This is a genomic window from Okeania sp. SIO3I5, assembly GCF_010672085.1.
In the GTDB taxonomy this organism is placed as follows: domain Bacteria; phylum Cyanobacteriota; class Cyanobacteriia; order Cyanobacteriales; family Microcoleaceae; genus Trichodesmium.
Genome location: NZ_JAAHHT010000109.1, coordinates 18,354 through 28,948, shown reverse-complemented (window position 1 = coordinate 28,948; position 10,595 = coordinate 18,354). Strand labels below are relative to the sequence as shown.

The 10,595-nt window shown below is 38.4% G+C and carries 6 protein-coding genes; 4 read left to right on the top strand and 2 right to left on the bottom strand.

The genetic code is table 11. The annotated features are described in order from the left end of the window. Positions 1-159: DUF2949 domain-containing protein (locus F6K40_RS22390; protein WP_293139315.1), on the top strand; the 159-nt coding region annotated here is incomplete at its 5' end. Positions 160-1,239: 1,080 nt separating this feature from the next. Continuing rightward, positions 1,240-1,626 carry a nuclear transport factor 2 family protein gene (locus F6K40_RS22385; protein WP_293139314.1) on the top strand — a complete coding sequence of 129 codons (387 nt, stop codon included), beginning with the start codon at positions 1,240-1,242 and terminating at the stop codon, positions 1,624-1,626. Positions 1,627-2,084: 458 nt separating this feature from the next. Here the strand turns inward: F6K40_RS22385 and F6K40_RS22380 are convergent, their stop codons facing one another. Further along, a complete protein-coding gene (locus tag F6K40_RS22380) occupies positions 2,085-2,453 on the bottom strand; it encodes a hypothetical protein (protein WP_293139313.1) in 369 nt (122 codons plus the stop codon). A gap of 460 nt (positions 2,454-2,913) precedes the next feature. Here F6K40_RS22380 and F6K40_RS22375 point away from each other — a divergent pair, with 460 nt between their 5' ends. Further along, positions 2,914-3,051 carry a hypothetical protein gene (locus F6K40_RS22375; protein WP_293139312.1) on the top strand — a complete coding sequence of 46 codons (138 nt, stop codon included), beginning with the start codon at positions 2,914-2,916 and terminating at the stop codon, positions 3,049-3,051. 868 nt (positions 3,052-3,919) lie between these two features. Further along, the gene (locus tag F6K40_RS22370) at positions 3,920-4,261 is read left to right on the top strand and encodes a hypothetical protein (RefSeq protein WP_293139311.1); all 342 of its coding nucleotides are present in this window, start codon (positions 3,920-3,922) and stop codon (positions 4,259-4,261) included. A gap of 167 nt (positions 4,262-4,428) precedes the next feature. Here the strand turns inward: F6K40_RS22370 and F6K40_RS22365 are convergent, their stop codons facing one another. Continuing rightward, positions 4,429-10,419 carry an AAA family ATPase gene (locus tag F6K40_RS22365; protein WP_293139310.1) on the bottom strand — a complete coding sequence of 1,997 codons (5,991 nt, stop codon included), beginning with the start codon at positions 10,417-10,419 and terminating at the stop codon, positions 4,429-4,431. Positions 10,420-10,595 lie beyond the last annotated feature (176 nt).

The following is a 10,595-nucleotide window of genomic DNA, read 5'->3' as shown; positions in this document are numbered from 1 at the left end:
AAGTGGGAGTTGTCCATATCTGATTCTGCGATCGCTACTGCTTTACGACATCAAGAAGAAGACTCTAATCAATTACCGATGGTACTTTGGCAATACGGTCTCGTAACATTGAAGCAATTGGACCAAATATTTGATTGGTTAGAGATGGCCAGTGTTTAATAAATTATTTTCCTTAATCACCTAGGGATAGATATATTTTCCAGAAAATACAAGTTAATAATCTATATTTTAGGAGGTCTAAATTGGATTTCAAACCAAGAAAAATCCGAAAAACAAAACTGAATAAAAACTTTGAATTAAACAAGGGAGTATCTCAGCTAGCTTTTTCAGCAAGATTACTCTTTTTTTTGGGAACAGGGAGTCATTTCAGTTATCAGTTATCAGCTATCAGTTATCAGTACCTCCATCTGAACCATTGGGATTGAAATAATGAACCAAATATTTTTTTCATTCCCTTAAAAAGGAGAGGCAAGAAGGCTGATTTTTTGGTAAAAGTAGGGAATAAGGGAGAATATAAAAATATATTTGGTTGATATAGTATTTCTTAATAGATTCGGGTACACAAATTTTGGATTTTACGCAACAAGCAATCTAGAATATGAGAGAAATATTAGACCTCTCCAAAATAAAAACAAGAAATCAATTATTCCGCAGAAATAATCAATTATTTACCGAAATAATTAATAATTAAACAATTAAATAATTAGATAATTCAGGTTTAAAGTCTCCCCTTGAAAGGGGAAAAAACGGTTGTTTGTGGAGCAGTCCGTAGGATGGGATGCTGTTTCACTACGCGACATGTTTGCGCAGCATTCCGTAGGAAAACGCGTAGCGTCCCGGAGGGAAAGGAAAACTAACCATATTCAATCAACCAAGAGAAATAAATCTTTTCCTTTTAGTCAATCCTCTCCCTAAAAGGGAAAGGTAATTATCCATTATCCATTATCCATTATCAATTACAGCGGTTTTCATATGAATAAACCACAATGATACTGACTCTTCACTCCTAACTCCTAACTCCTAACTCCTAACTCCTGACTCCTGACTCCTGACTCCTGACTCCTAACAATGAATTTAGTGGTCTACTCAACTGAAAAGCGCTGTAATGAACCCTACTCCCTTTTTTCTATTATAAATTATATTCTCAATTTCTCGATCCAAAGGAAAAATTGTTGATTGTAACTAATTATCTAAACTTGATATTATAACTGTAACACTTACTAAATATCGAAATCAAAAATGACAAAAGAAACTATCGAAACAGTCGTCAATTCTTACTTCACAAATATGGCAGCGATGAATGCTCAAGCATGGGTAGAAAACTTTACTGAAGATGGTGTTATCTATGATCCTGTTGGGAAACCACCCAGTAATGTGCAGTCAGACTATCAGAAATTCTTTGGGTTATTATCAATGGTTTTTGCCAAACTAGAATTGATACCAAACAATATATTTATTGTAGATAATGGGGCAGCAGTTAAATGGACGATGCAGGGAGTTGGAAAAAATGGTAAGCAGGGAATTGCAGAGGGAATTAGTGTGTTTGACATTAATGAAGATGGTAAAATCAAACAAGTATCTTCTTATTGGGATGATGCTGCAATGATGGCTCAAATAAAAGATTAGACTTCAAAAAATTTAGGGAGTAGGGAGTAGGGAGTAGCAGAAAATTTGAAAAATATTCTCGCGCGCCAGAGAAGAACGTTTTTATTATGGCTAATTAATGAGACTTGATATTACCAGGACTTACGCAAATCCTTAGATAATACGCTATTCCTAGAGGGCTTTCTTCCATTCGCCCCTACTATATATGGTGGCTCTGCGTAAGTCCTAATTACAACACTTGACGCAGATGGTGAGGTTTAAAGACTAATCTCTTTTCCCTATTTACTAAAGCGATCGAACTTTGTACTTCACTAACTCCCAAATTTCTGTAAAATGTTCAACTTTTCTTCTGTCTATTTCTTATTCTTTGAAGCAAATTAAAAATGAGGAACTGATAATAATCAGTTCCCAATCTGTCATTTTCTCTGAAATTTATAATTTGCAAAGTATTTCCAAAAATTTGATGGCATCAATAATTTCTAAATTCCTAATTTCAACTTAAATCCTTTTCCAGATTGATCGCCGTCTAAAGTATCTTCTTCAAGGGGGTTTTCTAATTGAGGTTCATCTGGGTTGACGGGAATAGAGACTCCGGGAATCACTTCTACATTTTGTTCTTGACGACGCAGTTCATAAGGTTTAATTCCCTCAGTAGAAGGATTATTAGATTCTGGGTCGTCAATATATGTGCGATAATTATCATTAGTAATTGATCTGCCTTCTACTGTTTTGAGAGACTCTCCAGATATGGTTGTTTTGGTTTGAGGGTTATTGGATTGTGCTTTGGCAATATTTGTAAAAGATAGCAAGATTGCACTAATACCCAAGATAGTTATAATTCTCTTCATAATTTATTTGCTTTTGAGTTGATACTTTTTATTGTAGTATATCAATGGCTAAAAATACTAGGAAAACTTCCTCTACATTGATAAATATAGTTTCAGTATAATCACTAAATTCTTTTAAATATTTAGGTAAAAAATAAGATAAGCACAAATACTCATTAATATTTAAAAGTGTTATTTTGTAGTCAAATATCTATGTATTTTTAAGATTAATTAGTTACTAATTACTGAATAAAATAAAAATATTAAATAAATCTTATAATATTGAGGTAAGGGAATAGTTGAAGTTGCTAATTTAGTGTTGAGTATGCCTAATTATTATTTGAGGATTTGCAGAAAATAATTATGGTGAATAATTTGATATTCAATCCAGAGAATAAATTATAGCGCTACGCGAAGCGTGAATAGGTAACAGGGAATAGGGAACAGGTAACAGTAGACTTTCAGGTGGTGGTGCTGAGGAATGGTAGAGAGAGTGTGGTCCGTGTGGCCCGTGTGGTCCGTGTGGTCCGTGTGGTCCGTGTGGTCCGTGTGGGAAGAAATTAAAAAATATATATTTTCACCATTAGAATGCAGGACTACCGACTTTCAAAGTCTTTGAGGATTTAGAAATGTTCTAGCCATAATGCGTAGTGCTATATTTGCCAAGTTACTTCTGGACTTATTGATGAATTGATGATTTTAGGGAATAGGAAAGATAGGAAGTAGGATAGAAAACAAGCCAAAAATGTTTAGCCTATTAATTACACTAAGTTAATCTCAAATCTGTTGTAAGTATTAAAAAATAGTAGGTAGATTAGAGAGATATTTTCCAAATTTTTTCATGGCAAAAAACATAAAAATGTATACAATAAGAGACTGTTTGTCAGCCAAAGATTAAGAGAACCAGAGTGCTTAATGTTTGGTGGGTTACGGCGGAAAGTTAAATTTTAGCTAGGATTCGTAGTTATTGCCGCCTAATATCAAATCCGCTTACAGCGCTTTTCAGTTGAGTAGACCACTAAATTCATTGTTAGGAGTCAGGAGTTAGGAGTCAGGAGTCAAGAGTTAGGAGTGAAGAGTCAGTATCATTGTGGTTTATTCATATGAAAACCGCTGTAAACAGTTATAGATTGCTTAAGTCTTTAGGAGTCAGGAGGTAGGGACGTTTTACTGGCGCATAACTCCGTTAACGCTACGCGACATGGAATAGGAGCATTCCCGATAAGAAAACGCATTAATGCTCAACCAACGTCCGTAGGTCCTCAGGAGGAGAAAGAATCATAAAGATGAACGTAGTTATGAAGATATGAGATTTTTTTTATGTCCAATTAAAAGGATTTGATATAACCCACCCTACTGGCGCGTCAAAAAAAGAAAATGTGGATTAAAAAACCTAACCCCCCAACCCCCTTCCCTGCTAGCGTTGGGGGGAGCATTTCTCTCCTCTCAAAAGTAGGAGAGGGGGAGGGGCAGGCAGGGTCAATTTATTGTCATCAGAGAAAAAAGTAGGAGAGGGTGGGGAAGTGTGGGAAGTGTGGGAGGTGTGGGAAGTGTGTGAGGTGTGGGAGGTGTGGGAAGTGTGTGAGGTGTGGCAGATGTGGGAGGTGTGGCAGAAAAGTCCACTTTTATTCATGCAGCTTACGTATCCCCATCCTCCCCATCCTCCCCATCCTCCTCATCCTCCCCATGCTCCCCATGCTCCCCATGCTCCCCATCCTCCCCATCCTCTCCCTAAATATTCTAGCTCAGACAAAGAATTAGCCCTGGGAGGGGCAGGGGGAAGAGGTCTTCGTTTGTTGCTCTCTCCTAACACACCATTTCAAGCTTGACACGGCACTACCCCTAGATTTAATATTCCTTTGACAAACAGTATCTAATATTTCAGAGATCGCTCGTTAAAATTAATTGAAAAACGCATACTAATTATACCGATTTTTTTCTAGCTATTTGTAGTGGCATGATATTGGGCGCGTGATCTGCTTTTTGGATAATTAACTCAAGGTTGAACGTCTTCTGTCAGGAAGCTTTTTGGGTCTACTGGCAAAGTGATGATAAATTTTGTGCCTTTACCTAATTCTGAGATACAATCAATTGCACCTCCATGTTTTTCTTCAATAATTTGCTTGGCGATCGCCAACCCCAATCCAGTTCCTTTTCCTACTTCCTTTGTAGTAAATAAATGGTCAAATATCTTAGATTTTACCTCATCTGGCATCCCTTTGCCATTATCTGAAATCAGAATCTCCACCGCATTTTGTTCAGCTAAATTCGCAGTTTGAATTGTAATTTTCTGAGGATTACTCTTCAAATCCTCTAAAGTCATTTCTTGAGCGAATTCATCGAACATATCAACAGCATTAGCCAGAATATTCATAAATACTTGGTTAAGTTGTCCGGGAAAACAGTCGATATTAGGCAGATCGCCATAGTTCTTAACTACTTCAATTCCCGGACGTTTCTCCGACGCTTGCAGGCGATATTTGAGGATTAACAGGGTGCTATTGAGTCCTTCATGTAAACAAGCGCTGACTTTATGTTCTGTATCAGCACGGGAGAAAGTGCGGATGCTAGTGCTGATGCCTTTGATGCGATTAGTTGCGTTTTGCATCGACTTCAGTAGCTTAGGGAAATCTTCCCGCATAAATTCCAGTTCAATCTCTTCAGCACTTTTTTGCAACAGCTCATTTGCGGGATGTTCGGATTGATAGGTATCTAGATACTCAAATATATTTTGCACGTAGTCTTTAGCATTTTCAACGCTGCCGTCAAGGAACCCAATAGGGTTGTTTACTTCATGGGCGACACCAGCGACTAAGTTGCCCAGAGTTGCCATTTTCTCTCCTTGGATCATTTGTAGATTGAGTTGCTGTAGCTCAATATCGGCTTGGTGACGTTCAATCGCAATCCGCGCCAGATAGGTACCAACCTCCATTAACTGGCGATCGTGCAGGGTGAATTCACCTGGTTCAGGTTGGTACATGGCTAGGGTTGCCAGCACTTGCCCTTCTCCACCTAAAATCGGCGTAGACGTGCACGCACGTAAACCAAAATCTAAAGCAATCTGGAAATTAACCCACAGGGGATCGGTGGCAATATTGGTTACAGTCACGGATGCCTTGCGATAGGCAGCGGTTCCACAAGAGCCAACATCCGGGCCAATGGCAATGCCGTCAATCAAGTCATTGTAGTCGCTTGGCAAACTAGGGGCGGCGAGATGACGCAGTCGCCCTCCAGCGTCAAGCAACAAGAAAGAACAATAAGCGGCATGGCGACTCTGGTTTTCAATATATATAGCCGTTTCTGACAACATTTGAGTTAGAGGTAATCCTTGGGCAATGAGTGCCAAAATTCGCTGTTCTCCTTGAGAAAGGGCGACAAGTTCTACCAGTTCCTGGGAAGTTTTTTGAGTTTTGAGGAGGGAATACTCCAATTTTTGATAAAGCAAAGAGTTTTGGATAGAAATCGCAGCTTGGGTACAGAAAAAGTTGAGGAGCGTAATGCTATCGCCTGTAAATACTCCACTGGCGATGCGATTTTCTAAGCATACTATGCCGATGCAACGCCCCTGGTTCAGCATTGGCAAGCCCAAAACACTCTGAGGTTGATGTTGCCTAAGATAATCGTCTAACACTGGCAAATCCGTCTCTAAGTCATCAATAACGACTGTTTCATGGGTGTTTTTAACATACTGAATCAGTTTGACTGGAATATTTTGAGCTTTATTAAGTGGCTCAGTACAGAATTGTATCTCTTCTGGTGTAGCGATTTCCCTTTGGGAAGGCTGCGCGATCGCCCGTACCTGCCATTCTCCAACTTCATCAGAAATGATCAAGGCACAGCGATCGCCTCCAGAATATTGTAAAATGATTTGAGTCAGTTGGCGGAGCAATTCATCAAATTCAATAGTTCCTGAAAGGGTTTGATGGGCTTTGAGTACAGCAGCAAAATCAAGAGTGCTATTGATACTGCTACTAGAGGAATGGGTGGTAGTGATGAAATTATGAATTGAAATACTCTCTTGGGTAAGAGTTGATAGTGTTTCCAGAGGATATAAGGTTTGTGCTGCCTGCTCTAATATTGGAGTGAGTAAATTGGGGTAGCGTTTTTCTAAGTCGTCAGTTTTAGCTTTTGCTCCCCAACGGGAATAACAGTAATAAGCTTCTTGCATATAGATACAGGCAATTTTTTCTTTGCCCCATTCGAGGTAGAATTTGGCAGCAAGTTCATTAGCTAGGCCTTCTTCTTGGATGTATTCATTTTCTTTAGCTCCCGCAATCGCTTTGTCGTAAAGATCCATAGCCACCATAAATAAGCTATCATGTTTTGCTAATTCTGCTGCCAACAAATCGCATTTATGTTGGTAGTTCATCGGGGCATAGTTTGCCCAATGTTTTAATTTAGCAAGGCACTCATTGACATTTTGTCGTTCAGATTTTTGTTGGCATGGATCGACGCTTCCTAAACAGGCAATTCGAGCTAATGATGAATAAAACAATTCGGCAGGAATAAATAAAGTTCCTGCAACACCTGCACTACTATCCCGTGCGCTATTGCCATCTTTAACTGCCTGAACTGCATCCCCAAAAAGATAGCTTAAAAAGCTCTTCACAAAATAAGCGACAAAGACTGTAGTTAATTGTTTCTGTTCAACTAATGTTTGTAGACGATCTTCTTCATTGTAAATTGGTCCATTCAAAGTTGCGCTCGACTCACTTTCACCCATCAAATTGAGTGTTCCTTGCAACCAAGGAGCCAAGTAATCTACATGAAAGCTCTGTTTGAGGTGTTGAATTAGGGAAAGCTTTTGCTGAGATTCGTTTTTAACTTCCTCCAAGGGCAAGCCTACTAAAAATAAATATTGGGAATATTCAGCAGCTCCGTAGCAGGCAAATTCAAAATCCCCCGTTTCTAAGCCACTTTGCAATCCTTCGAGATGAACGGAGAGAAATTCTTTGACGTGTTCTTTCCAAAATCCAATGCAGCTTGCGTAGAGTACCAAAACCTTAGAACGGAGTTCGCGAGCATTAAAGCGATCTAACAATGCTACAGATAATCGCCCAAACTCATAGCCTTCATCAATATTTCCTAGTGCTTCACATAATAAGGTGCCGTACCAAACATAACCAAATGATGATGCAGCACAGTTACCATATCTCAGAGACAAATCCACCATTGTAAAGGTAATATGACGAAAATCATCTGGACTAACAGCCCATGCTGGCGTAACAATGTAAGCCATAATAGACATTGCTGCTAGCTTGTATGGATCTGCCATTTCTGGAGCATCAATGAGTCGAGCCACATCTGCTACAGAATCTGGTTTCTCTTCGAGTAAGGAAATCTTAAGTAGTTTTAGCACATATAATCCAGTCTCTAATGCCTGATGTTGATCGCCACAACCGATCCAGGCTCGAATTTTCACTTCATAGACTTTGATAGCATCCAACACTGTTCTGGTATGTTCCAGAATATTTGCTGCCAGGATTTCTACTTGATCAAAGTTGGTATTGAGATACTCTGCTTCTAGTGCTTCTACAAAAATTTCTAGTGTGATGTCATAGTTGTTTTCCCAACTGTCCCATGGCAGTAGCTGACGGGCAATGTTTAGATAATCAATTGCAGCAGCATAAGCTGTGGATAGTTTAGCTTTTTGCCCTGCTTGTAAATTCAGCCGAGCTAGACGGTTAAGTTCAGCCTCGGTAGATAATAACTCACGACCTATATTTAGCTGATTTACAATGGTAAATAGCTTTTCCTCTTGCTCTTGGGAAGATGTTTGACTCAACAAAAACTGACCAATTTTCAGGTGAGTTGCTTGTTTGTCTGCTTCGAGAATTAGAGAGTAAGCAGCTTGTTGAACTCGATCGTGCAAAAACTTATAGTTGACAAGCTCGGAAATTTCTCCTTGACTAAATTGTTGTTGTTGCTCCTGATCAAAATAAAACTTATAAACTTCGCTTTGAGGTAATATAAATCCTAACTGCAATGCTCTCCACAAAGCTGTGGAAGTTTCGGTTTCTGATTGTTGACAAACTATAGCTAATGTTTTTAAATCAAACTGATTACCAATACAAGCTGCTAACTTCAACACCTCAATTGTTTCCGTCGGCAATTTCTGTAACCTTGCAGCCATAAATTCTACCACATCATCGGTAAGCGCTTTTTGTTTCACTTTGGTAATATCGCACTCCCAATACCCTACTTCCCGATTAAATTTAATCAATTCATCTCCATACAAACCCAATAGAAACTGAGTCGTAAAAAATGGATTTCCCTTTGTCTTCTGATATACCAATTCTGTTAACGGTTGCGCCACTTCCCGAGCACATATCAGGGTGTCCACCACCAAATGATTAATATTCTCCAGGGATAAAGGCATTAAGGTAATAGTGTTAATAGTTGCGTCTGCTTTCCTGATCTCATCTAGGGTTAACATCAAAGGATGAGCTGGAAATACTTCATTATCCCGATAAGCGCCAATTAATAGTAAATAACCTCTTTCTCCTTGACTCATCAACAGTTTCATTAAGTTAAGAGAAGCAGAGTCTGCCCACTGTAAATCATCTAAGAATATTACTAATGGATGTTCTTTGGTTGTAAACACTTGAATAAATTTACCAAAGAGTAAATTAAACCGATTCTGCGCCGCACTTCCTGATAATTCTGGCACAGCAGGTTGTTTGCCAATAATTTTTTCTAACTCCGGAATTACTTCTATTATTACTTGCCCGTTTTCTCCTACTGCATTCAGGATTTGACTTTTCCATTGTTGCAACTGAGTATCACTTTCACTCAATAATTGCCCCATTAAATCCCGCAAAGATTCAACTAACGCAGAGAAAGGAATATTGCGATTAAACTGATCAAATTTGCCTTTTATGAAATAACCCCTTTGCCTGACTATAGGTTTGTGAACTTCATTGACAACAGCAGTTTTACCAATCCCAGAGAAACCTGCTACTAATATTAGCTCGCTTTTTCCTGATGCTACTTGTTTCTCCTGGGGAGACGCTACTCTCTCAAATGCTGCCAATAACTGTTGAACTTCTGCGTCCCTGCCATATAATTTTTCTGGAATCAGGAAGCGATCGCTAATATCCCTACTTCCCAACTCAAAATATTCTATTTTTCCCTTTTGCTGCCATTCCTCCCGGCATTTTTCCAAATCAAATTTTAAACCCAAAGCACTCTGATACCTATCTTCGGCATTTTTTGCCATCAACTTCATAACAATGTTAATCAGCATTTGGGGTATTTGTGTTCTCCCTTCCCTACTCCCTAGTATTGGCATTTTCGCCAAATGACAATGCACCAGTTCCATTGGATCTGTAGTATCAAATGGTAAAACTCCATTTAATATCTCAAAAAAGGTTACGCCCAAGGAATAAAAGTCACTGCGATAATCTATGCCACGATTCATCCTGCCGGTTTGCTCTGGTGAGATGTAGGCCAAGGTTCCTTCTAAGGAATTGGGTGTTTGAATGGTTTTAGTTTCTTTTGGCAGAAGAGTAGAAATACTAAAATCAATGATTTTTACTTGCTTAGTTTCTGGATTAATCAGTATATTCGCGGGTTTAATATCTTTATGAATAATTCGGTTTTGATGCAACACTTGAAGAATTTCAGTTATCTGAATAGCAATGTCTAGAAATTGGGATATATCTTTGGCCTGACAGGGTGAAAAATTTTGATAATATTCACCTAAAGAAATACCACCAAAGTCTGGCATAACTAGAGCATAACCATTCTGACAACTTAACAGTTCTAATGGTTTGACTATACCCTCAAGAGACAGATTTCTAGCTATAGTATATTGGTTGCGAAACTGGACTAATTCATTAAAGTCAGGAAATTGATTCTGCATCAGTTTAATGATGACAGGTTCAGAGTCTACTTTAGTCACTCCTTGATAAACAAGAGTGCGCTCGCTCTCATGTATTAAATCACCGATTTCGTAATTGGTTAAAGATGTTATCTTTATACTCATGGCCAGTTAATCTAAACACTTTATTATAACCTTACTTTAATTCTAATTCCAAAGCTCAAATTTGAATAACTTGTAAATTCTTTGAGTATGTTTGATTAATTATATAAAAATTTATAAGTGAACTTACGGTTGGGCTATATTAAGCAACAATTAAGAGATAAAACACATAAAAATAG

Excerpts from the sequence above, each read along its gene's own strand:
- F6K40_RS22385 (WP_293139314.1), top strand. The coding sequence starts at position 1,240 with ATGACAAAAGAAACTATCGAAACAGTCGTCAATTCTTACTTCACAAAT.
- F6K40_RS22380 (WP_293139313.1), bottom strand. The coding sequence starts at position 2,453 with ATGAAGAGAATTATAACTATCTTGGGTATTAGTGCAATCTTGCTATCT.
- F6K40_RS22375 (WP_293139312.1), top strand. The coding sequence starts at position 2,914 with ATGGTAGAGAGAGTGTGGTCCGTGTGGCCCGTGTGGTCCGTGTGGTCC.
- F6K40_RS22365 (WP_293139310.1), bottom strand. The coding sequence starts at position 10,419 with ATGAGTATAAAGATAACATCTTTAACCAATTACGAAATCGGTGATTTA.